Source organism: Candidatus Enterococcus wittei, from assembly GCF_002140175.1.
Taxonomy (GTDB): domain Bacteria; phylum Bacillota; class Bacilli; order Lactobacillales; family Enterococcaceae; genus Enterococcus_B; species Enterococcus_B wittei.
Genome location: NZ_NGMO01000002.1, coordinates 704,957 through 731,869 on the forward strand (window position 1 = coordinate 704,957; position 26,913 = coordinate 731,869).

General features: G+C 37.0%; 25 protein-coding genes and 1 pseudogene. 17 read left to right on the top strand and 9 right to left on the bottom strand.

What is annotated here, in order from left to right:
* The first annotated feature begins 215 nt into the window (after positions 1-215).
* Together sstT and A5844_RS07415 are read left to right on the top strand one after the other, a co-directional pair.
* Entirely contained in the window at positions 216-1,481 is a 1,266-nt protein-coding gene (gene sstT, locus A5844_RS07410) for a serine/threonine transporter SstT (RefSeq protein ID WP_086284564.1), read from the top strand.
* A gap of 301 nt (positions 1,482-1,782) precedes the next feature.
* Complete coding sequence (locus A5844_RS07415; RefSeq protein WP_086284565.1) at positions 1,783-1,995, top strand: hypothetical protein; 213 nt, start codon at positions 1,783-1,785, stop codon at positions 1,993-1,995.
* Between the two features lie 164 nt (positions 1,996-2,159).
* Here A5844_RS07415 and A5844_RS07420 read toward each other — a convergent pair whose 3' ends face one another.
* From A5844_RS07420 to A5844_RS07430, 3 genes are all read right to left on the bottom strand, one after another.
* On the bottom strand, positions 2,160-3,290 hold the full coding sequence (locus A5844_RS07420; RefSeq protein WP_086284198.1) for an IS110 family RNA-guided transposase: 1,131 nt from the start codon (positions 3,288-3,290) through the stop codon (positions 2,160-2,162).
* A 373-nt stretch (positions 3,291-3,663) separates the two neighbouring features.
* A complete protein-coding gene (locus tag A5844_RS07425) occupies positions 3,664-4,773 on the bottom strand; it encodes an NAD(P)/FAD-dependent oxidoreductase (protein WP_086284566.1) in 1,110 nt (369 codons plus the stop codon).
* 246 nt (positions 4,774-5,019) lie between these two features.
* Positions 5,020-6,384 (bottom strand): MFS transporter, encoded by a 1,365-nt coding sequence (locus A5844_RS07430; protein WP_086284567.1) that lies wholly within the window; start codon positions 6,382-6,384, stop codon positions 5,020-5,022.
* 211 nt (positions 6,385-6,595) lie between these two features.
* Between A5844_RS07430 and A5844_RS07435 the strand changes: the two genes are divergently transcribed.
* The 3 genes from A5844_RS07435 (at position 6,596) to A5844_RS07445 (ending at position 8,169) form a co-directional block, all read left to right on the top strand.
* Entirely contained in the window at positions 6,596-7,219 is a 624-nt protein-coding gene (locus A5844_RS07435) for a GyrI-like domain-containing protein (protein ID WP_086284568.1), read from the top strand.
* An 86-nt stretch (positions 7,220-7,305) separates the two neighbouring features.
* Positions 7,306-7,761, top strand: coding sequence for an arginine repressor (argR, locus tag A5844_RS07440; RefSeq protein WP_086284569.1), 456 nt, complete (start codon positions 7,306-7,308; stop codon positions 7,759-7,761).
* A 201-nt stretch (positions 7,762-7,962) separates the two neighbouring features.
* Complete coding sequence (locus A5844_RS07445; protein ID WP_086284570.1) at positions 7,963-8,169, top strand: hypothetical protein; 207 nt, start codon at positions 7,963-7,965, stop codon at positions 8,167-8,169.
* Positions 8,170-8,518: 349 nt separating this feature from the next.
* Here A5844_RS07445 and A5844_RS07450 read toward each other — a convergent pair whose 3' ends face one another.
* A complete protein-coding gene (locus A5844_RS07450) occupies positions 8,519-9,346 on the bottom strand; it encodes a manganese catalase (protein WP_086284571.1) in 828 nt (275 codons plus the stop codon).
* Positions 9,347-9,765: 419 nt separating this feature from the next.
* On the opposite strand from A5844_RS07450, the gene sapR reads away from it, so the two are divergent.
* The 4 genes from sapR (at position 9,766) to A5844_RS07470 (ending at position 13,859) form a co-directional block, all read left to right on the top strand.
* On the top strand, positions 9,766-10,440 hold the full coding sequence (gene sapR / locus A5844_RS07455) for a two-component system response regulator SapR (protein ID WP_086284572.1): 675 nt from the start codon (positions 9,766-9,768) through the stop codon (positions 10,438-10,440).
* A 17-nt stretch (positions 10,441-10,457) separates the two neighbouring features.
* Positions 10,458-11,483: a two-component system sensor histidine kinase SapS gene (gene sapS, locus A5844_RS07460; RefSeq protein WP_086284573.1), complete on the top strand. Its 1,026-nt coding sequence runs from the start codon at positions 10,458-10,460 to the stop codon at positions 11,481-11,483.
* A gap of 88 nt (positions 11,484-11,571) precedes the next feature.
* The gene (locus tag A5844_RS07465; RefSeq protein WP_086284574.1) at positions 11,572-12,438 is read left to right on the top strand and encodes a GRP family sugar transporter; all 867 of its coding nucleotides are present in this window, start codon (positions 11,572-11,574) and stop codon (positions 12,436-12,438) included.
* Positions 12,439-12,479: 41 nt separating this feature from the next.
* Positions 12,480-13,859 carry an APC family permease gene (locus tag A5844_RS07470; protein ID WP_086284575.1) on the top strand — a complete coding sequence of 460 codons (1,380 nt, stop codon included), beginning with the start codon at positions 12,480-12,482 and terminating at the stop codon, positions 13,857-13,859.
* Positions 13,860-13,978: 119 nt separating this feature from the next.
* Here the strand turns inward: A5844_RS07470 and A5844_RS07475 are convergent.
* The 3 genes and pseudogenes from A5844_RS07475 to A5844_RS07485 all read right to left on the bottom strand — a co-directional run bounded on the left by A5844_RS07475 (position 13,979) and on the right by A5844_RS07485 (position 17,425).
* A pseudogene (locus A5844_RS07475) lies at positions 13,979-15,310 on the bottom strand (ISL3 family transposase).
* A 167-nt stretch (positions 15,311-15,477) separates the two neighbouring features.
* Positions 15,478-16,674, bottom strand: a complete 1,197-nt coding sequence (locus tag A5844_RS07480) for a toxic anion resistance protein (protein WP_086284576.1) — start codon at positions 16,672-16,674, stop codon at positions 15,478-15,480.
* Between the two features lie 91 nt (positions 16,675-16,765).
* Positions 16,766-17,425, bottom strand: coding sequence for a 5-bromo-4-chloroindolyl phosphate hydrolysis family protein (locus tag A5844_RS07485; protein ID WP_086284577.1), 660 nt, complete (start codon positions 17,423-17,425; stop codon positions 16,766-16,768).
* A gap of 220 nt (positions 17,426-17,645) precedes the next feature.
* Between A5844_RS07485 and A5844_RS07490 the strand changes: the two genes are divergently transcribed.
* The 4 genes from A5844_RS07490 to A5844_RS07505 are packed head-to-tail and all read left to right on the top strand — an operon-like array spanning position 17,646 to position 19,775.
* A complete protein-coding gene (locus A5844_RS07490; RefSeq protein ID WP_086284578.1) occupies positions 17,646-18,206 on the top strand; it encodes an NUDIX hydrolase in 561 nt (186 codons plus the stop codon).
* Positions 18,207-18,218: 12 nt separating this feature from the next.
* A complete protein-coding gene (macP, locus tag A5844_RS07495; protein ID WP_086284579.1) occupies positions 18,219-18,503 on the top strand; it encodes a cell wall synthase accessory phosphoprotein MacP in 285 nt (94 codons plus the stop codon).
* Positions 18,504-18,518: 15 nt separating this feature from the next.
* The gene (locus A5844_RS07500; RefSeq protein ID WP_086284580.1) at positions 18,519-19,211 is read left to right on the top strand and encodes a 5'-methylthioadenosine/adenosylhomocysteine nucleosidase; all 693 of its coding nucleotides are present in this window, start codon (positions 18,519-18,521) and stop codon (positions 19,209-19,211) included.
* A 12-nt stretch (positions 19,212-19,223) separates the two neighbouring features.
* Complete coding sequence (locus A5844_RS07505) at positions 19,224-19,775, top strand: cysteine hydrolase family protein (protein ID WP_086284581.1); 552 nt, start codon at positions 19,224-19,226, stop codon at positions 19,773-19,775.
* Positions 19,776-19,935: 160 nt separating this feature from the next.
* Here A5844_RS07505 and A5844_RS07510 read toward each other — a convergent pair whose 3' ends face one another.
* Positions 19,936-21,843, bottom strand: coding sequence for a M13 family metallopeptidase (locus A5844_RS07510; protein WP_086284582.1), 1,908 nt, complete (start codon positions 21,841-21,843; stop codon positions 19,936-19,938).
* Positions 21,844-22,215: 372 nt separating this feature from the next.
* Between A5844_RS07510 and A5844_RS07515 the strand changes: the two genes are divergently transcribed.
* The 4 genes from A5844_RS07515 (at position 22,216) to A5844_RS07530 (ending at position 25,939) form a co-directional block, all read left to right on the top strand.
* Positions 22,216-23,040, top strand: coding sequence for a dihydrolipoamide dehydrogenase (locus A5844_RS07515; protein ID WP_179190558.1), 825 nt, complete (start codon positions 22,216-22,218; stop codon positions 23,038-23,040).
* 77 nt (positions 23,041-23,117) lie between these two features.
* Positions 23,118-24,098 carry a ribose-phosphate diphosphokinase gene (locus A5844_RS07520; RefSeq protein ID WP_086284583.1) on the top strand — a complete coding sequence of 327 codons (981 nt, stop codon included), beginning with the start codon at positions 23,118-23,120 and terminating at the stop codon, positions 24,096-24,098.
* Between the two features lie 290 nt (positions 24,099-24,388).
* Complete coding sequence (locus A5844_RS07525) at positions 24,389-25,519, top strand: cysteine desulfurase family protein (protein WP_086284584.1); 1,131 nt, start codon at positions 24,389-24,391, stop codon at positions 25,517-25,519.
* A 75-nt stretch (positions 25,520-25,594) separates the two neighbouring features.
* A complete protein-coding gene (locus A5844_RS07530; protein WP_086284585.1) occupies positions 25,595-25,939 on the top strand; it encodes a DUF1831 domain-containing protein in 345 nt (114 codons plus the stop codon).
* 126 nt (positions 25,940-26,065) lie between these two features.
* Here A5844_RS07530 and A5844_RS07535 read toward each other — a convergent pair whose 3' ends face one another.
* Positions 26,066-26,845 carry a hypothetical protein gene (locus A5844_RS07535; RefSeq protein ID WP_086284586.1) on the bottom strand — a complete coding sequence of 260 codons (780 nt, stop codon included), beginning with the start codon at positions 26,843-26,845 and terminating at the stop codon, positions 26,066-26,068.
* Between the last annotated feature and the right edge of the window lie 68 nt (positions 26,846-26,913).

A 26,913-nucleotide genomic window follows, 5' to 3' on the forward strand; every position in this document is an offset into this window, starting at 1 on the left:
AATTGATAGCTAGTCTATAAAAAGTGTTAAGCATAAAATCTCGTGTTTGAACGAACCAAAAATGTATAGATAAAGTCATTTAGTGAAGGGAGAGTGGGATGATAATCAGATTTTTTCTTACGATTGTTCCACTCTCATTCGTATAGTCCATAACAGCATGAATAATTTGAATTTTTAGATAACTCTCCTTTTATTTCTCTTATATAGATGCTAAAATGATGGTTAAACTATATAGGGGTGATTATTTGTTAGATAAGTTTTTAGACATGTCTTTAGTTCAACGAATTCTTTGTGGTATATTACTGGGTATATTAATTGGCATTTTTTTACCTTCATGGACATTCATTACCATACTAGGTACGCTTTTTGTTAGTTGTTTAAAAGCCATTGCACCTCTTTTAGTATTTTTTCTGACTGCTGCTTCCATTGCAAAGCATAAAGTGGGAAACGAAACATATGTCAAACCTGTTTTAATTTTATATTTGGGTGGAACCTTTCTATCTGCACTGGTAGCAGTGGTTGCTAGTTCGATTTTTACGATCCCAATTACTTTGCAAGAAACTGTTTCAGAAAAGGCACCACAAAATATCGGCAGTGTATTATCTACGATGTTGACAAACGTGACACAAAGCCCAATCCAAGCTATTATTGAATCTAATTATTTAGGGGTTTTGTTCTGGGCAGTTTTGTTAGGCCTAGCTTTACGTAGTCGTTCAAATACTACCAAAGAAGTAGTAGATCAAGTTTCTGTAGCGTTGTCGCAAGTTGTGCAACTGATTATTGCTTTTGCACCGATTGGTATTCTAGGATTGGTCTATCAATCAATTGCAACTACAGGTTTATCAGGCTTAGCAGAATATCTTCAACTTGTTTTGGTGTTAGTGGGAACAATGTTATTTGTTGCTCTAGTTGTTTATCCGTTTCTGACCTTTTTATTTATTAAGGAGAATCCATATCCGTTGATTTTCTTTTGTTTAAAGGAAAGTGCAATCCCTGCTTTCTTTACCCGTAGCTCTGCAGCCAATATCCCCATCAATATGATGTTAGCCGAACGCTTAAAGCTAACAAAGGAATCTTATGCGATTTCGATTCCATTAGGAGCGACTATCAATATGGGAGGTGCAGCTGTTACTATAACAGTGATGACATTGATGACTGTACAAACATTGGGAATTGAAGCTTCCTTTTCTTCAAAATTGATTTTAAGTCTTTTAGCAGCTCTTGCTGCTTGTGGGGCTTCAGGAGTTGCAGGGGGATCATTGTTATTGATTCCTTTGGCTTGTAGCTTATTCGGTATTCCCAATGAGGTAGCAATGCAAGTGGTAGGAATAGGATTTATTATCGGTGTCATTCAAGACTCTGTTGAAACAGCATTGAATTCTTCTAGCGACCTTTTATTCACAGCAGTTGGTGAATTAAGTGCGCGGAAACGTAATGGGGAAACAATTGCCATAAAAAATTGCTTAGACAAGCCAAACTGATTGATAACGCATTAAATTTCTGAATAATCTTATTAACAGAAATTATCAAAATCAATTAATGGTTTCTAAGTTCTTTGTCTAAAAAGAAACCTCAGAATTATTGGTGAACAGAAAGGATTGTTTTCTTTCTGTTCATTTTTAGTATTGTAGGAATTACATTAGAATATTTAATAAATAAAGATTTTATTGGAAATAGTTTTTATACCATACTATTTCTTGGATTACTTGATACTTTAAGAATCAGAAAAAAATAGAAAAAACAAAAAGCAGAATAAAAACTTTAAAATAGGAAAAATATTTTATGAAATTAATAAAAATTGCTAAAATTTTAGCTGTTATTTCTGGCCTTATTTTATATTTTATAATGTCTGTTAATCAATTCTTCCTTTATTTTGAAATGTTTGCTCTTTTAATATTAAATGGTATAAGAATCTTTGAACAACGAAAAAATGTAGTTATGCCTAATTGTTCAAAGCAACAAATTTCACTAAAGGTGAAACATGCGAAGCACTAAAAAAAGTGGCAAGCATTTGCTGACCTTTTCTTTGGCTCTTCACCAACATCGTTTATACGAAAGCTTCACCGCACCTATGTACGAAACAACTAGAAAAAAAGCAAAAAAAAACTACCCTCCTCCATAAAAATTAAGAATCTAAAAATTTCAAAGAGCAGTGGTTCTTATTCGTGATAGACTTCATTTCTCAAAAGCATATAGTAAATGATTCTAGTAATAAGATGAGCAACTGCCACTATCGCACGCTTACCGCCTCGATTTCTACAGATTCTTTGATAATAGTTTTTGAATCTCTGATGATTAGATTTACAAGCTGAATAGGCACATTGGCATAAGACCCTCTTTGCATAAGCATTTCCTTTGGAAATTCTCGTAGAGCGTCTTTTCCCAGCACTTTCATTGTTTCCAGGACACAGACCAACCCATGAGGCTAATCTTTCTGCAGAAGAAAACTGATTCATATGAATGCCAAACTCAGAGATAATTACAGCAGCTGAATCCGTACTAATTCCTGGGATCGTTAATAAATTGTCCATCTGTTTTTGGTAAGGAAGTAAGTATTCGGCTATTTTGGTTTCTAGTTCACCAATCTTACTGTTATACATATCAATAACATCTAAAATTTGTGCCAATAAAAACTTGTGATGACTTCTGAAAAAGCCAGTAAGTCCTTCCACTAATTCCGGCACTTTAAATTTTAAAGAAGTATAAACAGCCGCTTCAACTTTTTCTGCAGTAATATCTTCCTCATTAATCAATAGATTTAATAAATTTCTTCCAGATAATCCGAATATATCTGTCATGTAAGAAGTTATTTTAATTCCGGCAGTCTGTAAAATTTTGTGCGCGCGATTCTTTTCTCGATTTCTAGATTCGATCCACATTTTTCTTAACCGTGTGAGTTCACGCAAATCTTGTATAGGTTCCTCTGGAACAAAACTTTTGGGAATCAAACCTACTCGCAGCAACTTAGCAATCCAACTTGCATCTTTTTTATCCGTTTTTTGCCCAGGAATATTTTTAATTTTATACGGATTAGCTAGAACTAAGTCGAAATTTCCTTGAAGAATGTGCCAAACCGGTTTCCAATAAATACCTGTACTTTCCATAGCGACAATCTCACAATCAAAATCCGTTAGCCATTCATGTAGGGCTAATAATCCTTTGGTGGTCGTATCAAATTTTTGTAGATGTTTTTTTGGTCTGGTAGAAGTAAGCGGACCTTGTAAAACACAAGCAACAACATTACTTTGATGGACATCTAATCCAGCACAGCATTCGTAAATGATTTCCATAAAAAGGCACTCCTTTCCCATGATTTTAGGAAAGGAGTGCTTTATTTCATGTAAAATCAAATTTTTATACACATGCTCATTGGCAATATTTCAAGGTTCTCGAGAAATAAAGCAAGCCAGTTTGACAATCGGCATCACTTGCTTTTCCAAAATAATGGCGGCTTTTTTCCTTTCCTCTATAATTGTACTACAATCTTACCTTTCATTCTTCAGGGTGAATGAGTTTGCGAATTCATGTGTGTTTGACAAAGAACCTAAAAAATTTAGTGTCATTTGGCACAGTGGATAAATCAATATACACCTAAAAAACACTGGTAACGGTTAAAACCAAGGGGCCTATTCCTATAGTCTCCTTGGTTTTGTTTTCTTAATTTCAAAAGCTATCGGTAATATAAGTTTCGATATTTTTTTGATAGCGGTCTCCTTTCCATTGACCAGTGTTCATATATTCAGCTAAGAGATAGCCAATGTATGGGCCTGTCGTCAAGCCTGAAGAACCTAGGCCACTCGCTGCGATCAAGCGTGGCTCATTCGGTAGGGGACCAAAAAAAGGTGCAAAATCAGAAGTATAAGCACGAGTTCCTACGCGCATTTGACTACTCCAAGTCAATAGTTGGTCAGGTTCAGCTAAAAATGGTTTAGTACTTTGGATTAATTGTTGATATGCGGAAGTAGTCGGATGCAAATCCCAGCCACCATCATTTTCGTGTGTAGCACCAAGGAGAATCGTTCCATCATTAAAAGGAATAAAATCTGCTTCTCCCTCTAGCATGGCTACTGGCCACTTTTGACTGTTGGTATAGGGTGTTTTGAATACAATCAATTGGCCTTTTTGCGGACGAATATCTACTTGAAACCCGTTTTTCTCTAATAATGGCTTTAAAGCTGGTCCTGGTGCAAGTAGAATACGATCAAAATGCGTACGACCAAAGTTACCTTGAACATACCAATAATCATTTTCTTGTCCCAATTGTACTGGTTCTTTGATCATATTGATTGATTTAGTAGTTAAATGCTTAGCTAGATGGGTCAAATAAGCTTTTCCATCAAGTCGGCCTCCACCACTCACCCATAAAGCTGGTGAAGGCTTCAATAGAGGTAATAAACTAGCCGTTTTTTCTGCAGACAATAATTCGATATCACCGATTTCTGGAGCTTCTTCTTTTCTTAATTCCGCAAGTAGGGCTAAGTCTTGTAAAGCTTCTTGATCTCGAAATAATAATGTTCCGGATTGTGCATAAATCGAAGAATCTAATGAAAAATCTTGAATTAATTTAGGGAAAAAAGCAGCGCCATCTTTGGCAAGTTGATACCATTGTTTATTTCTTCTTTTTGAGAGCCAAGGGGAGATGATCCCTGCACTTGCTTTTGTCGCTTGCCCAGTTCCATCATCAAATAAGGTCACTTCGAATTTTGCTGTATCTAGATAACTGGCTAAAGTCATACCGATGATCCCACCACCGATAACCGCAATTTTTTCCATAAAACAGCCTCCTTTATTGTCTACCTTCTCACAAAAATGTCTAAGAAACAACTCTAATTTTATAGAGGAATCATCAATAAGAGGAGAATGAAAAGGGGAGGTCACGATTGGTGTAAAGGCAATCGTAGGACAGGTTCATAAGGCTATCCAATATAAAAAAGTCGTGATGAAGTATTTTATACCGATAAACAGGCAGGATACTTCTTCACGACTTCTAGGATGCATAGTTTAGTTGGATATGCGGTTTTATGATGTTTGTTTCATATATCGAATAAATTGAATGAAGCTGATAATCAGCAAGAAAAGTAAGACACCCAGGGCTAATTTTGAACCTAAGGTCGTTGCTTCTTGATACGTTTGAGTTGTATTATCTTGGACAAAATTGATGATGACAGCAACGAGTGTTGTTGCGACAGCACCTGAAAATTGCTGTAAGGTATTGAAGACAGCATTCCCATCTACTTGCATGTCTTTGCTTAACGCATTCATCCCAGTAGTCATCATGTTGCTGTAAGATAAGCCAATCCCAATCATATAAAAGACATGGCAAGCAACCAATAAACCTAAAGACACATGACCAAGTAACAAGACAAGTGCAGCCCAGCCAACTAGAGAAAAGAGTAATCCAGCAAATATCGGTTTCTTAGGACCGTATTCATCTAATAGTTTGCCAGAAAAAGGAGAGAGTAAGGCTCCAATCGCAGCTCCTGGCAACATGGCTAGTCCAGCAATAAAAGGACTATTCCCTTGAACGATTTGGACAAAATTAGGAAGAACAAAGGAAACACCAAGTAGTAAAAATTGAAAAACTAAAAAGCCAAATAAAAATAAGCGAAAACTCCGATTGGTAAAGATATCTAGGCGAATCAACGGATAGGCCGATCGTTTGGTTTGTCGATAAAAAAGGATGGCACCAATTAGGGCGATCACAAGTGAAACCCAACCTATCCAATGATGCAGCATGCTCAGAAAAGTCAAACTGCCGCTAAATAATAAACAGAGGCCAAATACGCTCAACATATCTAAATGCCCAGTTTTTTCTACTGCTATTTGAGGAATAGCGATCAATCCAATGATGAGTGACAAGATCAGAACTGGTATCAAAAATAAGAAAATATGATTCCAAGAAAAATTAGAAGTCAAAATACCACCATACGTAGGACCAATAGCAGGTGCAATAGCCGTTGTTAGGGTACCTAGCCCCATCATTGTACCTCTACGATTCATCGGGGCAAAGGTCAAAATGATATGGAACATGAGAGGTAATGCGATGCCTGTCGCAGCTCCTTGTAATAATCTTCCCAATAATAAAATCAAAAAACTTGGAGAAAAGTAGTCTACTAAAAGTCCTGCTAAAAAGAGCAGATTAGAGACTAAGAAAAGTGTGCGGATACTAAAATTTCGTGTTAAATAAGTAGATAGTGGAACGATAATCGAAATCATCAAAAGATAAATCGTAGTGACCCATTGTACTTGAGAAGTACTGATATCGAATTGCCGGATCAGCGTAGGAAATGTGACGTTCATTGCTGTCTCAATCAAGACACCCGCAAAAGACATCATTCCTGTCGCAATAACGGCTGGAACTAAAAGTAGTTTTTGTTTTGTCATAACTTTCACCTCAAAAATTTTCGTAAAAAAAGAGAGAGATTTCTATATAAAATAGAAATCGCCTCTCTCTCGACACGTCTAAACGTGTTATCTGTACGATTTGTTGTTCGGGCTTATTCTAGCATAGTTTTAAAAAAAGTGTCAACCAGATTAGCCAAGACATTGTAAAAGAGTTATGATAGTAGATGATGAGAATGGAGGCGATTCCTTTATGGAAAAAATCGATTGGAAAAAAAGTGAACCTGGATTTAGTTTAAAAAAACAACCGCAGATACTTGAACTTCCTGCACAAAATTATTTTTGTATTGATGGAGTGGGTGATCCAAACAAGGAAGATTTCCAGCGTAGAGTGGCTTGTTTGTATGCAATCAGTTATACGATACGCATGTCTCCCAAAAAACAGTGGTTAATCCCTGATTATGTTCCTTATACGGTCTATCCATTAGAAGGACTATGGAGCTTACAAAAAAAATATTTAACTGAGAAAGTGATGTTAAAAGAGCATTTTGCTTATCGACTAATGATCAAACAACCTGCCTTTGTGACAAAAGAAATAGCCGATGAAGCGTTGAGACGTGTTGGGAAGAAACTCCCTGAAGATTTGGCAGACCAAATCAGATTTAAATGTATTGACGAGGGGCTAGTTGCTCAAGTAGTACATATTGGCGCATATGATGATGAACCAGAAACTTTTGAGAAGCTAGAATTATTTTTAAAAGAAAAAGGGTATCATCGGCTTTCGAAAGAACATAAAGAAATTTATATGAGTGATCCTAGAAGGTCTAAGCCAGAAAATTTGAAAACAATCTTGCGTGTGAAAATCGCACGTGATTAAAAGAGAACAGGTAAGAAAATGGTCAATGGAAAAAAGTAGGATAGGTTTTTCTTTTTTGATATAATCGTTTAGAAGAGGTGTTTTGTATGAAAAAAAGCCAGCGACAATCATTGATTCGCCATTTGATCACCGAGCATGCAATCAGTACACAAGAAGAATTGTTGAAGTATTTACAGGAAAATGGTGTAAATGCAACTCAAGCAACGATTTCGAGAGATATTCGCGAGCTGAAACTTGTCAAGATCCAAGACGAACAGAAAAAAACTCGGTATGCATTATTCAGTCAACAAGCAGATTCCCTCATGGAAGACCGTTTGCGTAATGCTGTAAAACGAGAAGTATTACGAATTCAAACCGTCCAATTTATGATCGTGGTGTTAACAGAAAAAGATGGAGCAGATGTGGTAACTAACTGGTTGGATGAAGTGAGCTACCCGGAAGTTGTTGCGACGATTGCCGGATTTGATACGTTTATTATTATTTGTCGCTCAGAAGAAGCAGCACAAATATTTTCTGAAAAACTGGAAAGAATGAGAGAATAGAAAGAGCGATTCAATCGGTAATGAAAGCGCTATTTGTAGAGGCTGGATTAAAGACAGATACCCGTGTTCAACGGTGTTCGAGAAGGTGACCTTCGGCACTAAGTTAAAAAATCGAAAAATATGAGGAGCTATTTTACGATTTTCTGCCTTACTGCTCAGGTCAGGACCCTTCTCTCACAACCTTGATAAAGGAGATTAAAAATGGTTACTTATATGGTTATTTTTTTGACTGTATTGGTTTATGGGGTGAATTTTTTGGTTTATATGTATCTTAAAATCAATGAAATCAAAAATTATTTAGAGAAAATCGCCATTTATTTTGGCGTGAATATGACATTATTGTTTACAAGTACAATCTTTCTGTTTTTCGGGAAAATAGTGGAGGATGGCATTCTTGTATTTGAATAAGTGAATCAAAAAATATGATATGAAATGTTGTTTTTCATAGGGTGTAAATAATAGATACATGTGAATAAAAGGAATCTTTATTATGAGGAATTCTGTAAAATAAATAAGCCGTAAGTTTCGAAAATTGTTTGTTTTTTCGAAGTCTTCGGCTTATTTCAAAGAGCGTGAAACAAAAGTATTGTTTACTCTTGTTTCACGCTCTGAATACGTATAAACGGCGGAATCAGAAGCAACTACTTCGATAATAAGCTGGAATTCACAAAAATTTGAAAAGTAATTTTCGTGAATTCCTTCTTATTTCTTGGAGTTAACCACTTCTGTTCCAGCCTCTATTTATTCAAAGGCTAAATTATTTTGTTGGTGGTGTACCGTACATTTTAGGAGTGACTGGTTTTAATTTTGGTGCTGCGCCTTCAATTTTTGGTTCTTTCAACCATTGGTATTCGCCTTCACCATCTAGAGCTTCTCCGCTTGCCCAAATTCCTTTGCTGCTTTCATCGCCTTCTGAGAAATTATAGAAATCATAGGCGATATCTTTACGTTCATTTTCTCTTGGGAAAGTGCTAGGAACAAGGATTGTACCTTCTTTTTCTTCCAATTCTTTGACAGCAGCTGCCCATAGATTTTGATGGTAGCTATCTCTTGCTAAGAGAACAGAAAGTAAATCTTTCACACCACGGTCATCGATCATTTCGTAGATTCGTGCCACTTGAAGTCTTCCTTGAGATTCAGCGTTTAGGTTCGCACGGAAATCTGCCAGCATGTTGCCACTAGCGACAATATATCCACCACTCCAAGGATTACCTACGCTATCAGCTGGACGAGGTCCTAAGCCTGCAACGATTGCGTGTTGTGGATTCATACCAGAAATGATTGCGCCGATTGTAGGATCTTTTTTCATTGCTGCTTCTTGATCTTCAACAGGGGCATCTTCTAATAAACGTGCAACCATTGTGGCTAACATTTCCACATGGCCAAGTTCTTCTGTGGCGATGTCCATCAACATATCTTTATATTTTTCTTCTCCACGACAACTCCAGCCTTGGAAAAGGTATTGCATAGCTACGCTCATTTCTCCGTACTGTCCGCCGATTAACTCTTGTAAATATTTAGCAATTAACGGATTTGGACGATCTGGTTTTGCCTCAAACTGTAATTCCTTTTGGTGTCTAAACATCAAATCTCCTCCTAATCAATTTTTAATACATTACTATTGTTATACGTTTAGGTTAAAAATTCAAAAGATACGCTCTCTATCTTTTTGAAGATTGATAAAATAGCATTTATATTAGGGTATAAAAAATGAGTGAAGAAAATCCACAGAGTTATTTCAATTTTAAAGAAGTATTGAAAGTTCACATTTATAAGGAAATATTAAAAAAAGATTATTTTGATTAGAAAAATAAGTAACTTAAGATAACTTTAAAATAAAAGTAAAAAAGAAATAAATTGGTATTTCTATGGATTTGATTCATTCTAAAAAAACAATTGATTGAGATTTTTAGTTCAAAATAACAGCTATTTCTATAACCTTGCTTGTAGGAAATCTTCTTCTTTGATATTGTTATAGGCAAGATAAGTATCGGAGGGAGACACATGGCAAAAATTATGGTAGTTGAAGATGAAGAAATCATCCGTCAACTCATTATGGAAGAATTAGAAAAATGGCAGTTTGAAACTTACGGTACCACGAACTTCAACCAAGTTTTTGAAGATTTTGAAAAAGAGGAGCCACAGTTAGTGTTACTAGATATCAATCTACCAGTTTTTGATGGCTATTATTGGTGTCAAAAGATACGTGAAGTCTCAAAGGTACCGATTATTTTTATTTCAAGTCGAAATACGAACATGGATATGATCATGGCAATGAATATGGGCGCCGATGATTTTGTCACGAAGCCTTTTCAAATCGATGTACTGATTGCCAAAATCAATGCATTACTACGACGTTCTTATAACTATGGTGAATTATCTAGTGAGATGATGACACACAATGGGATCACGCTTAATGTGGACAACGGAAGCATGGAAATCAAAGGCGAAATGATCGATTTGAGTAAAAATGAATATCGACTGTTGTTTATTTTAATGAAGCAACACGGGAAAATCTTGAGTCGTGAAAAACTGTTACGCGCATTGTGGGATGATGAACGATTCGTGGATGATAATACTTTAACAGTCAATATCAATCGTTTACGACGTAAAATTGAACAAGCTGGTATCAACGGTTATATTGAAACAAAAGTAGGTCAAGGATATATCGTTCCCTGAAAGGAAGAAAAATCAAGATGAGTTACTTCAACTATTTAAAAGATCAGTGGTCTTTGATTCTCGGCTGGTTATTTTTTGTCTTGTTGACTATTTTTGTGATGTGGCTCACACCACATATTGGTGTTGATTGGGCAACAATCGGTTATTTAACCTTGATTGAAGGAGTTTTTTTAGCTTTCTTCCTATTTGTTGGATATTTGACTAAACGTAGATGGTGGGGAAAGCTTGCCAATCTACAAAAAACGTCGCCCTTGCAAAATTATTTAGATGGTGGCCATACTGAAGAAGAAAAGCTTGTAGAAGCCTACATCAATCAGTTGATTCGTGAACATCAAGAAGTGATGCAAGAAGCAATTACGAATCAACAAGACCAAAAAGACTATATCGATTCGTGGGTCCATGAGATAAAAGTCCCATTAGCTGCAACGCAGCTTCTTGTTCGATCTATTGAGTTTGATATTGACGACCAAAAGTATACGATGCTAGAAAATGAACTATCGAAAATTGATGAATATGTGGAACAAGTGTTATATTATGCTCGCTTAGACAGTTTTTCCAGAGATTATTTGATCCAAGAATATGGCTTAAAAAGTATTATTCAGCCAGTAATAAGGAGCCAGGCCAATTACTTTATCCAAAAGAATCTACGTTATGAAGTGATTGGGAATGATCAAACCGTTTTAACAGATGCCAAGTGGGTAGCATTTATTTTCAAACAGATTCTCAGCAATGCAATCAAATATACACCAGATCACGGTCAGATTATCTTTACGATTGAAAAAACAGCGAAAGGTGTCACACTTTTTGTAAAGGATTCAGGGATTGGTATACCTCAAGAAGATGTTGGACGAATTTTTGATAAAGGATTTACAGGGGTGAATGGGCGCGTAAGTAAGACCCATTCGACAGGACTAGGTCTTTATTTAGCAAAAAACCTTTCTGAAAAATTAGGCATCTCTTTAAGTGTTGAATCCGTTGAAGGAGAAGGAACAACGATTATTTTATTTTTTCCTATCTTGAGCTTTTACCATGAGGAACGTTAGAAAAACGTTAGAATTTAAAAATAACCCTTGTGTTGTTAACGTTTTCGCTGATAAGTTTTTAACCATGTGAAAATAAAGGAGAATAGATATGGAAATTTTAATAGCATTAGTTCCTATGGTTGCATGGGGAAGCATTGGTTTAGTCAGTGGGAAAATTGGCGGTGATGCAAATCAACAAACATTAGGGATGACGATTGGGGCATTTATGTTTTCATTAGTAGCCTTTTTCATAGCTAGTCCCACCATTACTCCATGGATTGCACTCATTGGCTTTATATCTGGGTTAGCATGGAGTGTTGGTCAAAATGGTCAATTTCATGGGATGAAATATATGGGTGTTTCAGTTGGGTTGCCGTTATCTACTGGTTTTCAATTGATTTTGAATACGATTGCGGGGGCCGTATTTTTCCATGAATGGACACAAACAAAAGATTATGTATACGGTATCTTAGCATTGATCCTTCTTGTAAGCGGTGCGTATTTAACCGCACGCCAAGATGATGAAGGCAAAGTAGATACAGATAATAAGATGCTTGATTTTGGTAAAGGGTTCAGAGCATTGATTTATTCAACTATTGGTTACGGTGCCTACACGATTATTGTCAATTGGGCAAATTTGGATGCCATTTCCATCATTTTACCGCAAAGTATTGGTATGATCTTAGGCGCTAGTTTCTTCGCTTTCCGAAAAGTAAAAGTCGATCAGTTTGTTTGGAAAAATATGATATGTGGTCTTTTATGGGGAGTGGGGAATATCTGTATGCTACTGACGGTAAAATCATTAGGTTTAGCAGTCGGATTTTCACTTTCACAAATGGGTATCATTATTTCAACTTTAGGTGGTATTTTTATTCTAGGCGAGAAAAAGACAAAAAAAGAGCTTATCTATGTAATTGCAGGTTGCCTTTTAGTTATTTTTGGTGGTATCCTTTTAGGGTATATGAAAACAGCGTAAAGCTGTTTTTTATATACCCTAAAATGGGGGGAGGAAACTAAATGGATTTATTTCGTAAGAAGGAAATCAATCTCAATCATAAAAGTGAGATGAAAAAAGAATTAAAAACAACCGATTTGATTATGCTAGGAATTGGCGCAATCATCGGAACAGGGATATTTGTCGTAACAGGGGTGGCTGCAAACCAAAACGCTGGTCCGGCATTAACGCTATCGTTTGTACTGGCTGCTATCGTCGTGATTTTATCTGGGCTAAGTTTTGCAGAATTCGCTTCGCGGGTGCCAGTAATTGGTGGACCATATGCCTATTTATATGTAGTTTTTGGAGAATTTGCAGCATGGTTGACAGGTTGGTTATTGATTGGTGAGTTTTTATTGGCTGTGTCATCTGTTTCGTCAGGCTGGTCTGGATACGTTCAAGGCTTTTTAGCAAGCTTAGGGGTACGGTTACCACAAGCTTTGACTGGAGCATATAATCCAGAAAGCGGTACATACATCGACTTAATTGCGGTGTTAGTTGTGGTTTTTGTCACATACATCGTTTCTTTGGAAGCAAAAAAAGCGTTACGTTTAAATAATTTCATGGTTTTTGTTAAATTTGGAATCATTGCATTATTTATTATTGTAGGGATCTTTTTTGTAAAACCAGAAAATTGGCAGCCATTTACACCTTTTGGATTTGAAGGTGTGTTAGATGGTGCAGCACTTGTCTTCTTTGCCTTTTTAGGCTTTGATGCAGTGGCAATGGCAGCAGAAGAAGTGAAAAACCCTCAAAAAGATGTGCCAAGAGGGATTATCGGCTCCATTTTGATTGCGACAGTCTTATATATTATTGTCACATTGATTTTAACGGGAATTGTTCCTTATACTGAATTAGGTGTAAGTGATCCTGTAGCATTCGCAATGCGTTATGTAGGACATGGAACAGTTGGAGCAATTATCGCTGTGGGGGCAATTTTAACATTATTAACAGTGACGATCTCCATGATGTACTCATTGGCACGTCTATTGTTTGCGGTAAGTAAGGATGGTCTTTTGCCACACTTTATGTCAGAAATCGATAAAAAGCATCGCACACCTAAAAAAGCAACTTATGCAGCAGGTTTTGCAGCGCTGTTATTTGCAGGGTTCTTCCCATTGAATATTCTAGCTGAGTTAACCAATATTATGGCACTAGCATATTTGATGCTTGTCAGCTTAGGGTTATTGAAACTACGTAAAATGTTCGGACAACCAAAAGAAGGGGAATTCAAAGTACCGTTAGTTCCTATCTTGCCGATTGTTTCGATCCTATCTTGTCTAGTCTTGATGTTGCGTTTACAGGCTGTCACATGGATCGTATTTGCAATTACAATGGTGATTGGTTTAGTGATTTACTTTAGCTATGGTTACAAACATAGTAAAATGAATACTGAGAAATAAAAAATAATTTATCTGAAATAAAATCTCCTTGCTAACCAAACGTTTCATAAAACGTTTGAGCAAGGAGATTTTTTTGGCTCTTCGACAAGTAGTGTTGGTGAGTTCAAATTGAAAGAATTTCATCGAGAATCAATCGAAGCAGAAATACGCTTCGATTGATTCTTTTTTGTTTTGGATTGATCTTGGAAAACCAAGCCCTGAATCAAGTAAATACGGTCACGAAAATGGAGAAAATTACGGTAACCATAAGCGACTCGTTTGATGACCTTGATTTTATTGTTTGTCCCTTCCAAGGCCCCATTACTATAGGGTGTTTGGAAGGCATTCTTGATTCCTTTTCTGTATTTATTGAAGAAAGTGAGTTTCTTGCGAAACCACTCAGGAAGCTGGGTATCTAAGGTATTCACCACTTCGAAAAAGTCATTCGTCTCTTTTTGTTTATAGTGATAGAGAAGGAGTTGACAAGTATCATAAGCCAACTTCAATGTGGAATCATAGCTGAGTCATTCATCGACGATCGCTTTTTCAGTCATCGGACGCTTAAAGGAATAATCATAGCGATAGCGTGAGCTATCTAATAGATAAGAATCCTTTAGGAATAACTTCCAGTAACGTTTGAATCGTTTATACTTCAGACGATCGTTCTTACGATAAGTGTTCATGATTTGAATCCGTAAATGGTTCAACGCCCGGTGAATATGTTGGATAATATGAAAACGATCCGTGACAATTTGTGCATGGGGAAAAATACTTTTTGCTAATTCAAAATAAGGAGCGTTCATATCCATGACGATATATTGGACATTCTCTCTAGCTTGACGGGTATAGCGAGAGAAATAGGTACGTAAATAAGCTAGTTTACGACTTTCAAGAAGACCAAGAATTTGATTCGTTTGACCATCCATGAAAATAAAACTCATTTTACCCACACAGGATTTCATTGCTTTAAATTCATCAAAGCAAAGAACGGAGGGCAAGTAGTCCAAACGTACTTTAACGTTCTTCACAGCCGCTTTCATGATTCGTAAAATCGTGACATCCGATACGAAATAACGAAAGGCAATGTCTTTTCTACTGGAGTTGGTCGCTAATTCTGCCATGATTTTTCGTTTCAAGTCGACAGAAATCGAACAATTTCTATCGACTAAAGAAGTTTCAGCCGAGAAAGTTGCGCCACACCCTTTACATAGGAATCGAGTTTTTTTAAGTTTTAAGATTGTTTTACGTGAATGGATCGGTAGTAATTGAATGGTGGTTTGGTGGGTCCCATATTTAATCACTTGTCCTTCGTTTTTAACCCCACATTTTGTACAACAAGTGGGAGTGTAATCTAAGCGTCCATGAATCACGTAGGAGGTAATGCCTCCTTCTTTCTTTTCAGAAAGCCAATTTGTAGGGAAAATGATATTTTCATCTGTTAAACCGAGTAATTTTTTAGTATGATAGTCCATGGAGATATCCTTTCTTGATGAGTTTGGTTTAGTCGACTTAATTCTATCAATTTGGATATCTCTTTTTCTATCTTTTTTTACAAAAAAATAGTGTTAGTAGAAAACAAAATTGTTTTCCACCAACACTAGATATTATAGAACCATTTTTTTCATGTATAGAAAAGCGCTTATTGAGTCAAATCTAGTAGTTTTTGTTTTAAATCTTCTTCCATATGTCCTAGCTCTACTTCAGCATGACGACGCTTTTCTTTTCCTTCTTTTTGGATGCGCAATGTTTCTTGAATGGTTTCAATCAAATCATTTTGAGTTGTTTGAAGAGTTTCGATATCGACGATGCCACGTTCATTTTCTTTCGCTGTTTCAATAGCAGAAATCTTAAGCATTTCTGAGTTTTTCTTCAATAAATCATTGGTTGTCTCAGACACTTGACGTTGAGCCGTTACTGCATCTTTTTGACGTAACAGGGTCAAAGCAATCACAACTTGGTTTTTCCACAAAGGGATAGCTGTTGAAATCGATGCTTGGATTTTTTCTGCCAACGCTTGATTGGTATTTTGGATCAAACGGATTTGTGGAGCCTGTTGGATCGTGATTTGGCGTGCTAACCGCAGATCATGTGTACGTTTGTCCAATCGGTCTAAGAATTGGGTATAATCATTGGCAATTTGAACATCCATTTGGTCGCCAGTTTCTTCCGCTTTTCTCATGGCTTGAGGGATAATCGTTGTTTGCAGTTCTTCCATTTTTAATTCGCCAGCAGCAATATAGATATTGAGTGCATCAAAATAATCTTTGTTTTTTTGATAGAGTTGTTCTAACATCAGATTATCTTTTAATAGTCCATCTTTTTCTTTATCTAATTTGACGGAGATCTTATCAATTTGTGCCCCGATCTTTTGATATTTAGCTGTTACTTCATAAATGGACTGTTTGACTTTGCCAAAGACACGTTGAAAAATATTTCCTTCTCCTGCACGTAGTTCGTCAGGATTGGCTTCTTGCAATCGATACATCAACTCTGTGAGAGAATCTCCAACTGGGCCAATGTCTTGTGCTTGGACATGATTAAGCATAGATTGGGAAAACTCACTTAATTTTGTTTGGGCTGCAGAACCGTAGCTAATCACGGATTGAGCATCGGTCACATCAATTTTTGCAGCTAGTTCTTTTGCTTGTTCTTGTCTTTCAACTGGTAATTTATCAATCAAACGCGCAGCTGTTTGCTGTTCTTGTAACGCATTGATCTCAGTTTGCTGCGTTTGTGTCAATTTATCTGTAGGGGTAGAAAATGGGTTGTTGAGTAAATCTTCTAGTGTATCATTTACTGGGGTCACTGGTTTTGGTTCCTTTGGGTTATTATCCATTAAAATTCCTCCTTAATAAACTAAGCTAGAAAAAGTACTCGAAACAGTTAGACAAAGTCCAAATGTTCCGAGTCTATGAGACAGAATTATTTCACTCTGTTTCGTCCTCGTGTCCATTATCACGCTTTAAGCTTTGTTTCGCAACAGAAAGCTCTACGTCAATGTCTTCAAGGTCTTCAGCAACAAAGTTTTGATAATCTTTGGCGATTAATAAAGCAAGTTGATCAATAATCTGTGCACTTTCTTCTAGTTTTTGGTAGGTTTGTTTATTTTTGATTTCGTGATCGTTGATTTCGATATATTTATTTGTCAAATCTACTAAATTAGGTAGGTGAGTATAAAGGAATTGGCTAGCATCATGAAGACGATCAGGTTCTTTAACTAATTCTTTGAACAATCCTTTAGCTGCTTTCACTGGTTCATGACGTAAGTCAATTGCTTTGAGTTTTGCCGTTTGTTGCATATTTTCTTGTAGTTGTTCAATTTCATTTTTTGTTTGGTTCATCGTTTGTCTAAAAAAGGTGATCTCGTTTGCGCTCATACCACGCTCACTATAGTGGGCTGCCAATTCGTTGGAAAGATTTGGTAATGCTGTTTTATCTCTTGGTTTCTTACGAAGACCAGTAAGCCCCCAAACTACTAATACGATACCAACTAGTACTACTCCCGTTAGAAATGAAACATCGCTGTAGTTGATAAAAAGAATCACTAAGATTATTCCTAAGATCCAGCGCCAATTTTTTTTCATCATAATAAAGCCCTCCAAGTAAATTCATTCATTAGCTGATCCGTCCATTACATGTTCATTTTAGCACACTGACCTTGATAATTAGTATCAGACTAAAGATGGATTTTCACGATTTAGAGAAATTCTAAGGTTTGGCTGTGGTAAACTGAGAAAGAAAGCCAAAAGTAAATTGAAAAAATAAAAAAAAGCGGTTATGATATTACAAAAGAAAGCAGGGGAAAAGATGCTTGAATATAACCAATTTGAAGAAACAACGATTCATCGCAATGAGATCTATAAAGGTGCCATTATTGATGTAGCAGTCGACGATGTCCGTTTGCCAGACGGTAATATTGCAAAACGTGAATTAGTCTTCCATCAAGGTGGCGTGGGAATCGTAGCATTTGATGAAAAAGATCGTTTACTCTTAGTAAAACAGTTTAGAAAGCCATTGGAAAAAGTCATCTTGGAGATACCAGCTGGAAAGATCGATCCACAGGACAAACAACAGCCAGAAATCACGGCAGCTAGGGAGTTAGAAGAAGAAACTGGTTATCGTGCAGAAAAAATGATCCATTTGACCTCGATGTATCTCTCACCAGGATTTGCCAATGAACTTCTTCATATTTATCACGGGATGAATCTAACAAGAGTGGAGCATCCCTTGGCACAAGATGAAGACGAAGTGTTAGAACTTTATGCTTTGACTTTAGAAGAGGCAAAACAAGCTATAGCAGATCAAGTGATTTGTGATGCAAAAACGATTTATGCAATTCAATATTGGGAATTAATGAACAGAAAGTAGAGGGAGCAATGAATGGTCAAAGGGCCCTTAGTTACACGTAGTGAACTTCGTAAAAGGCAACGAGAGCAAGCGCAAGAATCACTAAAAAAGCAACGCAAAGCCGAAGCTGCTTATCATCAAGAAGAAAAAAAGATTGCGAGTTTCTATCGTAGAGAAAACAAAAAGAATAAACCAATCACCAAAACACGTACTGGTGAGCGGGAAAAAATAAGAAAATGGAATTCTTTTTTGATGAAATCATTGATTATTGTTATTCTATTGCTGTGCATTGTTTTTCTTGCAGTGGCATTTTTATAGAAAGAAGGAAGAAACATGAAAATTGGGATTATTGGCGCAATGGAAGAAGAAATTAAAATTTTACGGGAACAATTAAGTGAACCCTTGTCATGGGAGCGAGCAGGAGCACTATTTATCTCAGGTTCCCTTGGCCGACATGAAGTCATTGTTGTCCGTTCAGGAATAGGTAAAGTACTGGCTTCCATTACGACAAGTTTGTTGATCCAACAATATGGTGTGAATATGGTCATCAATACAGGGTCTGCCGGAGGAATCGGTGAAGGATTAAACGTAGGTGATGTGGTGATTTCTGATAAAGTTGCTTACTTTGATGCAGACGTGACAGGCTTTGGTTATAAACCAGGGCAACTTCCAGGAATGCCTCTTTATTATGAAGCAAGCAAGTATTTGCGGGCTGAAATGAAAAAAGCAGCAACAGCAACGAATTTGAATGCAAAAGAAGGCTTGATCGTAACAGGAGATACATTCGTGGATTCACCAGATAAAATCAAAGACATCTTGACTCATTTTCCTGAAGCCTTAGCTTGTGAAATGGAAGGGGCGGCTGTCGGTCAAACGGCTCATCAGTTCAACATTCCATTCTTGATTGTGCGTGCAATGAGTGATACAGCGGACCATGCTGCTACACAAAGCTTTGATGAGTTTATTGAAGAAGCAGGGAAGAAATCAGCTGAAATGGTCATCGAATTTGTCAAACATCTTATTTAAGGAGATAAACACATGAAAGCATTGATCTCAATTGACTATACGTATGATTTTGTTGCAAATGAAGGGAAATTGACCACTGGAAAAGATGGTCAGGCTATTGAAAAATCACTGATAGAGTATACAAAATCGTTTCTCAAAAATAATGAGTTCGTTGTTTTTGCGATTGATGCGCATGATCCTAAGGACACATTTCATCCGGAAAATAAACTCTTTCCAGCGCATAACGTGATAGGGACAAAAGGTCGTCAGCTTTATGGGGCCTTACAAAATATCTATGACGAGTACCAAGATCAAGCAAATGTTTATTGGATCGATAAGCGTCATTACTCTGCTTTTAGTGGCACTGATTTAGATATACGCTTGCGTGAACGAGGAATCACTGAACTCTACTTGACGGGCGTATGTACAGATATTTGTGTATTGCACACTGCGGTGGATGCGTATAACTTAGGATATAAATTATTTGTATATGAAGATGCAGTAGCCAGCTTTGATCCAATCGGACATGAATGGGCACTGAAACACTTTCAAACCGCTCTTGGTGCCGAGATCATCAAAAACTAACCTAAAAAAAGATTCACTTCTTTTATCTTCGGAAAATGGAAACTGACATTTTAAAAAAACATTTTGTAGCAAAAAGGCGTATCATGAAAAATAGCTGACCTATCTTTCATGATACGCTTTTTGCTTGATCGTTGTATTTTTTATATGTTACTTAATGAGTTTACCAGATATGCACACGTTTTTCAGGTGCTAAATACATAGCATCTTCCGTGTTGATTCCAAAAGCATCATAGAATTCTGCTAAGTTTTGTGGTTGGATATTCGCACGCAATTTGGCAGGTGCATGGACATCGATTTGGAGTAATAACTGTTGGTATTCTTTTTTTGCTTTTGCTCGCCAGATCGTTGCCCAACTGATAAAGAAATCTTTTACTGAGAATTCTTCTTCTGATTTAGCTGCTTCTAAGGCACAGCTTAGGCCCCCTGCATCCGCAATATTCTCCGAAACAGTCAATTTTCCATTCACATGACCATCGGCAAATGGTATTCCGTCAAATTGTTCGATCATCGCTTGTGATTTTTCTTGGAAATGAGCAAAATCTTTATCTGTCCACCAATTATTCAGATTCCCAAATTCATCAAACTTAGCGCCATTGTTATCAAAGGCATGAGAAATCTCGTGAGCAATGACTGCTCCGATCCCTCCAAAGTTAGCGGAACTAGATTGTTCTAAACTGTAAAATGGAGTTTGTAAAATGGCTGCTGGAAAGACGATGATATTACGGAATGGATGATAATAGGCATTGACCGTATCCGCACTCATGTCCCATTCTGATCGATCTACTGGTTGATTCCATTTACTAAAACGATCTTTCAATGTCAGTTTGCTAAACTGCAACGCATTGGAAAGAAGTGTGCCACCTTCTGTTGCTGACGTTGTCTTGAATTGATCGAAAAGAGTAGGGATATTATCTGGATAACCAACTTGGATGCCTAATTTATTTAATTTAGTGATGGCTTTTTCTTTGGTTGCCTCGCTCAGCCATTGATTGGTTTCTAAGCGCTTTTGATACACACGGATCATCTTGGTCACCATCTGTTTCACATCTTGTTTGGCCGCCTCACCAAAGTATTTCTTGCCGTAATAATCACCCAGTACATGATCGAATTGTGCACTAGCCAAATAATAAGCAGCCTTCTTTTGAGGCATAGCTTCTTCTGTACCTGAGAGAGTACGGGAATAGATCCCACTGATTTGACGGAAATCTTCCGAAAGGTAACTACTTAAAGAACGGACTGTTTTTACGATCATCCAACTTTTGAACAATGAAAAATGAGCAGGAGTTAAAATCTCTGATAGATGTTCAAAATAGATCGGATCTGTCACAATGACTTTGTCTGGCATTTGTCCGATCAGCCCAGTTGTTAGATTCTCTAGATCAATTACCTCTGTATGGTGAATAAACTCATCAAAAGATTGAGGGTTATACATCTTGCTGTAATCCGCATTTTCTTCTGCGCTCTTTACATGAGGAGCAATCAATTTATCAAATTGAACGGCGTGCTCAACGATTGTCTCTGCCTGACTTTTTTCTTTTCCTGTCATTTCTAAAAGTTGTACCATCATATCAAAGAAAACAGCCAATAATTGTGCCCCATTTGGATGACTTTCTTCGTAATAAGTTTTATCAGGTAGAAATAATGAAGGAGGTGAAGCAAAAAATGCATTTATTTGTGCATTCTTCATATCCGCATCTACATCAAACCCAAAAGGTAGAGGTAAACTGTCAAAGAACCAGTCTGGAAGTTGTTGGTTCAACTCAGAAAACGATTGTAAATTTTCAATTCGTTCAAGGACCGGTAACAATGGTTTTGCCCCGAGTTGGTTGCGACGATCGTAATCGTTAACCAACTGGTAGTATGCAAGGAATTGCCGCATTTTTTCTGAAGACACAGTTTCAGGATTTTCTATCATCTGATCGATATCGGCCATCAATTGGTTATCGATCCCATCCACTAACTCTTGAAAACCACCGGTAGCTGGCTTATCGGCGGGGATTTTTGCTGTTTTCAACCATGTCTCATTCACAGCTTCATAAAAGTCTTGCTTTAAATATTCTTGGTTCATTGAATCATCGCTCCTTTTTTGTAGCATATGTCCATTATCTAATAAAATTGGCGATTAAACAAATAGAAGGTTAATCGTTAGGGGGAGATGGATGGATTAGAAAATGGCAACTTGCCGATCATAACTAATCAAATAATAAAAGAGTGATTTTATCGACTCAGATCAGTTAGGGAAGAACATTTCTTTTGCTTTACTTAGTTGATACAAGATTACTTGGAATTTTTATAGATGTTTTATAAGATAACTTAATTGAAAAAAACTTAGTCTGACCAGTTGTCTTTTATGATTAGTCAAACTGATTTGTTTTTCATCTGGTTTCCCTTATAATGAAAAGGGAGGTGATCAATTCTGAAAAACGCAAGAGAAGTAATCATGGAAGTGAAAATCGATGGTCGATTACATCGTATAGCCGCTATGCAATCTCTCGTGTCAAAACCAGAGAACCAAGTGGGATATGCCCTTGTTTTTGACGATCAAAGTTATGTCATACTGGACGAAACAGGAAGTATCATAGAATATGGTCCAGCAAGTCACTCGTATCCTGAAATCCTCACAAAAGAGGGTAGGTGGAAAGTGGATATCGCAGAACTGCCAAGGGAGAAACAAGCTTGGTTACAAAGCCAAATGCGTGCTACATCGATTGAAGAAAAGAAAATAGAGTTGCTAGACTGTTGGATCGGATTGTCGGAACAGCGTTTTCTAGCCTATAAAAAATGGCAAACGACCTCAGGCTATCTATGCGGGACTTACGCAGCTGCAGTATTACTTGGCTATTATCAAGATTATCAAAATGAGGCGATTCTTCCTTCAACGATCCGTAAAAAAAATTCTCGAGATGCAACTGAATTGATCCAAAGACTACGTGAAAAAATCCAACCCCTAGGTTTACCAACGGTTCCTTTTCAAGTGAGTACCGGTATTACTGCATTCTTACATGCTTATGATCAGAAGGTGAATGCTCGAAGTACGATGCTTGGATCTTGGCAACGGGCAACGAAGCGAATCAGGCAAGGAAAACCTGTGATGGTCGGGATTCTTAAATTGCTAGGTAGTACGTATGGGAATCATTGGGTAACTGCTTATGCTTACTTTGAATCGTCTTCAGGTGAACGATTTTACAAAGTTCATGATAATTGGGGAAATCACCAAAGAGTGATACCGGCAAGTTGGGGGAATGGTACAGTTTCTCTGCCGTAATTAATGACAGAATTTAACAGAAAAACTTGGGAAAATATGTTACACTATCGAAGAATAGAGAAGTTTGGGAGGATGTCATGAGTAAAAAGTATCAGGACGACACATTGAAAATCTTTAGTTTGAATGGGAACCGTCCACTAGCAGAGAAAATCGCCAAAGTATTTGGAACAGAACTAGGGAAAAGTGTAGTGAAACAATTTAGTGATGGTGAGATCTCCATCAATATTGAAGAAAGTATTCGTGGGGACCATGTTTATATCGTTCAATCAACGAATGCACCGGTCAATGACTATTACATGGAATTATTGATTATGATCGATGCTATGAAACGTGCCAGTGCAAAAACCATTAATGTTGTTTTGCCTTACTATGGATATGCCAGACAAGACCGAACAGCCAAACCTCATGAACCAATTACGGCTAAGTTAATCGCTAACTTGATTGAAGAAGCAGGGGCAACACGGGTATTGACTTTGGACTTGCACACAGTCCAAGTGCAAGGCTTCTTTGATATTCCTGTTGATAATTTATTTACGATGCCATTATTTGCTCATTACTATCGTGAGCTTGGTTTAGTTGGAGACGATATCGTGGTAGTCTCACCGAAGAATAGTGGGGTCCAACGGGCAAGAAGTTTATCTGAATATTTGAATAGTACCTTAGCCATTGTTGATCACGCTGATGAAGAAGTAGAAGGCACAGCAGCTAGTTATGTCATTGGTGATGTGAAAGGAAAAACGTGTATCCTCGTAGACGATATTTTGAATACAGGTTCAACTTTCGCTCGTGCAGCAAAAGTACTGAAAGAAAATGGTGCAAAAGATATTTATGTCTGTGCTTCCCATGGTTTGCTGTCAGATTCGGCAAAACAAGTATTAGATGAAGCGCCGATTGCAGATATTTGTATTACAGATTCTGTTTACACTCCAGAAGAACGTCATCCTGAAAAACTAACGATCGTGACTTGTTCCAACTTAATGGGTGAAGCAGTCAAACGCATCCATGAAAACACGCCAATGAGTCCATTGTTCCGCTTAGAAGAAAAAAACTTTGAATAAAAAGCAAATAGCGACTCAATAACTTCATCAACCGAAGAATCCAGAAAATAGGAAACCTATTGACGGAGTCTTCGGCTGTTTTTTTGTATATGTTTATCTCGTAGCAGTTAAGTAAATACTAGTAGATAAAAAGGCAGAAATAGGATAACAAGAGCATAAAAATGAGTCCTTTCATTAAAAGGCTCGATAGTTATAGAAAAGTTCTCTGTACGAAAAGACGGTTTCTCTTTGGTAACTTTTTTGTTTCTGTGCTAGAATGTGCCTAGTTCTATTTGGAAGGGATGAATAAATTGGAAGACATTTATTTAGATCACGCAGCCACAACGCCGATGCATCCATTAGTCATCAATGAAATGACACAAATCATGGAAGAAATATTTGGTAATCCTTCAAGTATCCATGGATTTGGACGAAAAGCACATGAAAAGTTGGAATCAGCGAGACAAATCATCGCAGATAGTCTAAACGTCAATACCCACGAAATCATCTTTAATAGTGGGGGGACAGAAGGGGATAATGCTGCGATTTTAGAAACAGCCCTTTCACGTCAGACAGAAGGAAAACATGTGATCACAACAGCAATTGAACATCCAGCTGTTTTAAATACAATGAAATATTTAGAGACTTTGGGATTTGAAGTGACTTATTTACCGGTAGATCAAAAAGGGAATATCTCTCTTGACGATTTTCGTTCAGCATTGAGAGAAGATACGATTTTAGTATCAGTTATGTATGGCAACAACGAAATCGGTAATTTGCTTCCAATTAGAGAAATCGGTGAATTATTACGTGAACATCCGGCATATTTTCATACAGATGCTGTCCAAGCTTACGGGAATCAAACGATTCATCCTGAAGAGCTAGGGATCGATCTTTTAAGTATCTCTGCGCATAAAATCAATGGTCCTAAAGGTGTGGGTTTCTTATATAAAAGAGATGGCGTGAAGATTCCTGCATTATTATTAGGGGGCGAACAAGAAGAAAAGCGTCGTGCTGGCACAGAAAATCTAGCGGGTATTTGTGGAATGGCTAAAGCAGTCGAAATCTTAACTGTCGAAGAAAGAACAGCACGCAATAAAAAATATGCCGAGTTCCAACAATTGGTTTTAGAAAGCTTAGAAAAAAATCACATCGAATATCAAATCAATGGCGATCTGACAAATAAACTACCGCATGTATTGAACTTGCGTATCCCAGGTGTCGTGAATGATCTCTTACTGATGAAATTAGATCTTCAAGGAATAGCGATCTCAGTTGGCTCTGCTTGTACTGCTGGGAATATCGAACCCTCTCATGTACTCGAAGCGATGTATGGAAAAGGTACGCCAATTCTAAAAGAATCGATTCGGATCAGTTTCGGTTACGGGAATACACGAGAAGAAGTGCAACGATTTGTCGAATGCTTAGTGAACGCTATCTAAGAATGGAAAAACCTAGTAAAACAAGTGAGAAACTTTTATAATAAAAGAGAAACTAAATTTACTGAGGTGAAAATCATGGCATTTGAAAAAACAGCAACAGTACTTGGCGCACCAATCAGTTATCGTTTGCATCCTGATGCAAAAAGATACACATTGAAAGACAACGGCTTCGTAGAAACAAATGGTGGAAATTATCAACTGATCCGTCCACTTGATGCAACGCCCCAAAGCAAAGAAGGTTTTAAATTAAAAATCACAGTGGCAAAAGACATCCAAACATTCAAGATGTCTATTACTACTGCTAATGGATTGCGAGCAATCAATATTTTTAAAGATCCTAAGCAAAAAATGAGCCAAGATAAGTTTTATTTTTTGATGGATAGTATGATCAGTCGTGGTCTATTTGAAAAAGTGGAATAGAAGAATTAGAATACTAGCATTTTGAGTGAAAGAATAAAAATCAGACAAGAAAAAGGAAAGTGATTCTTCATACTTTCCTTTTTTCGTGTCTGATTACTTAGTAAAAAGAGCTTCTTTCGTGATTTTCTACTCTACTTTTGTCCATTCGTCAATTGTTTTACCATGCTCGTCTTTGATCTCTAACCAGCTATTTGTCCCACCAAAATACAACAGTAAGCTTGCTTCATTGACACTTTTTACAATAATGTCATCGACTGTTTTACCATCGACAATATGCTCTTTGTAGTCATCCCGTAATTTTTCTCCATATTTTGCTGCATAACCGACAGAACCATCTTTATTTAAAGGTGCTTCTTGAAGCAAAGTAGCGCCAGCTTTGATCAACATCTCATTTCGACTGATCCAGTAAAGCGTTGCATGGCTGTCACGAAAATCAACAGTGAAAGGAATTTCACTGACTTTTTTCGTCCAACGATGTCGGGCTTTAGCTGGTTTTTTCTTTGTGATGGGGGAAGATTCGATAAGATAACCGAAAGTAGTTAAAACAGTTGTAACTTTTTGTAAAGGATCAGCTAATTTTTTTGTTTCTTCTGCAGGGATTTTTTCTTTAAACGTTTCATCTTTTTCTAATGTCAGCCCAGCCTCAATCGCTTGAGTATAGAATAAATACATAAAATAATCGGCTTCAAGATCCCAAGGAAGTTGGACTGAAATCACCGCATCATAGGTTTTAGGTTCAACAGTTTTACCGATTGCTAGACATTTTTTTTGTTCATAATAAATATAAAAGGAATTATCCAGTAATTTTGTTTTTTTCTTGCGTATTTGTAAAAGAATCTGCTCTTCTTCGAATGAAATGTCCATGCCAGAAGATGTCAGAGTAGTTTGGAAAGTGATCGCCTTCATAAATTAGCCCCCAATGGTTTTTCTATAGTTTACCATTATTTTTCTTTCTAAAGGAAAATAAAAAAGCA

Coding starts and splice junctions, on each gene's coding strand:
- sstT (WP_086284564.1), top strand. CDS start 216: ATGATGGTTAAACTATATAGGGGTGATTATTTGTTAGATAAGTTTTTA.
- A5844_RS07415 (WP_086284565.1), top strand. CDS start 1,783: ATGAAATTAATAAAAATTGCTAAAATTTTAGCTGTTATTTCTGGCCTT.
- A5844_RS07420 (WP_086284198.1), bottom strand. CDS start 3,290: ATGGAAATCATTTACGAATGCTGTGCTGGATTAGATGTCCATCAAAGT.
- A5844_RS07425 (WP_086284566.1), bottom strand. CDS start 4,773: ATGGAAAAAATTGCGGTTATCGGTGGTGGGATCATCGGTATGACTTTA.
- A5844_RS07430 (WP_086284567.1), bottom strand. CDS start 6,384: ATGACAAAACAAAAACTACTTTTAGTTCCAGCCGTTATTGCGACAGGA.
- A5844_RS07435 (WP_086284568.1), top strand. CDS start 6,596: ATGGAAAAAATCGATTGGAAAAAAAGTGAACCTGGATTTAGTTTAAAA.
- argR (WP_086284569.1), top strand. CDS start 7,306: ATGAAAAAAAGCCAGCGACAATCATTGATTCGCCATTTGATCACCGAG.
- A5844_RS07445 (WP_086284570.1), top strand. CDS start 7,963: ATGGTTACTTATATGGTTATTTTTTTGACTGTATTGGTTTATGGGGTG.
- A5844_RS07450 (WP_086284571.1), bottom strand. CDS start 9,346: ATGTTTAGACACCAAAAGGAATTACAGTTTGAGGCAAAACCAGATCGT.
- sapR (WP_086284572.1), top strand. CDS start 9,766: ATGGCAAAAATTATGGTAGTTGAAGATGAAGAAATCATCCGTCAACTC.
- sapS (WP_086284573.1), top strand. CDS start 10,458: ATGAGTTACTTCAACTATTTAAAAGATCAGTGGTCTTTGATTCTCGGC.
- A5844_RS07465 (WP_086284574.1), top strand. CDS start 11,572: ATGGAAATTTTAATAGCATTAGTTCCTATGGTTGCATGGGGAAGCATT.
- A5844_RS07470 (WP_086284575.1), top strand. CDS start 12,480: ATGGATTTATTTCGTAAGAAGGAAATCAATCTCAATCATAAAAGTGAG.
- A5844_RS07480 (WP_086284576.1), bottom strand. CDS start 16,674: ATGGATAATAACCCAAAGGAACCAAAACCAGTGACCCCAGTAAATGAT.
- A5844_RS07485 (WP_086284577.1), bottom strand. CDS start 17,425: ATGATGAAAAAAAATTGGCGCTGGATCTTAGGAATAATCTTAGTGATT.
- A5844_RS07490 (WP_086284578.1), top strand. CDS start 17,646: ATGCTTGAATATAACCAATTTGAAGAAACAACGATTCATCGCAATGAG.
- macP (WP_086284579.1), top strand. CDS start 18,219: ATGGTCAAAGGGCCCTTAGTTACACGTAGTGAACTTCGTAAAAGGCAA.
- A5844_RS07500 (WP_086284580.1), top strand. CDS start 18,519: ATGAAAATTGGGATTATTGGCGCAATGGAAGAAGAAATTAAAATTTTA.
- A5844_RS07505 (WP_086284581.1), top strand. CDS start 19,224: ATGAAAGCATTGATCTCAATTGACTATACGTATGATTTTGTTGCAAAT.
- A5844_RS07510 (WP_086284582.1), bottom strand. CDS start 21,843: ATGAACCAAGAATATTTAAAGCAAGACTTTTATGAAGCTGTGAATGAG.
- A5844_RS07515 (WP_179190558.1), top strand. CDS start 22,216: ATGGAAGTGAAAATCGATGGTCGATTACATCGTATAGCCGCTATGCAA.
- A5844_RS07520 (WP_086284583.1), top strand. CDS start 23,118: ATGAGTAAAAAGTATCAGGACGACACATTGAAAATCTTTAGTTTGAAT.
- A5844_RS07530 (WP_086284585.1), top strand. CDS start 25,595: ATGGCATTTGAAAAAACAGCAACAGTACTTGGCGCACCAATCAGTTAT.
- A5844_RS07535 (WP_086284586.1), bottom strand. CDS start 26,845: ATGAAGGCGATCACTTTCCAAACTACTCTGACATCTTCTGGCATGGAC.